This is a genomic window from Achromobacter sp. 1014246743 (assembly GCF_059760725.1).
Map to the genome: position 1 here is coordinate 1 of NZ_JCBANA010000154.1, position 586 is coordinate 586.

The 586-nt window shown below is 61.9% G+C and carries 1 protein-coding gene and 1 pseudogene; both read right to left on the minus strand.

The window, feature by feature from the left end:
- Positions 1 to 350: ATP-binding cassette domain-containing protein (locus AC6LJ2_RS30030; protein WP_498152759.1), on the minus strand; the 350-nt coding region annotated here is incomplete at its 3' end.
- Between the two features lie 74 nt (positions 351 to 424).
- Positions 425 to 586: pseudogene (locus AC6LJ2_RS30035) on the minus strand (amino acid ABC transporter permease); the annotation flags it as partial.

Here is a 586-nt window from a genome sequence, read left to right on the forward strand (position 1 = left end):
GCTTCGGCACGCGGCTTTTTCAGCACCCACATGGGGCCCAGCGTCAGGTTTTCCAGCACCGTCAGGTGCGGGAACAGGTTGAAGTGCTGGAACACCATGCCGACGTCCTTGCGGATGGTCTCGATGTGCTTCAAGTCGTTGGTGAGCTCCGTGCCGTCCACGATGATGTGGCCTTTCTGGTGCTCTTCGAGCCGGTTGATGCAGCGGATCATGGTGGACTTGCCCGAGCCGGACGGCCCGCACACCACGATGCGCTCACCCGGCGCCACGTCCAGGTTGATGTTGCGCAGCACGTGGAACTGGCCGTACCACTTGTTCACGTCCTGCAGTCGAATGATGGCATCAGACATGCCTGTACTCCCTAAGTATCGCGGTGCGCGCCCGCTTGGGGCGGACGCGCGGCAAAAGTGTGGGGCTGTTGACCCTAGCGTTCATGACCCGTGGCCAGGCGTTTTTCCAGTGCCTGGCTGTACTTGGACATGGAGAAGCAGAAGACGAAGTAGATCAGCGAGATGAACAGGTACGCCTCTACCCCGAAGCCGCGCCATGCCGCGTCGGACAGCGCCGCCTTGGCGGCCAGCGTCAG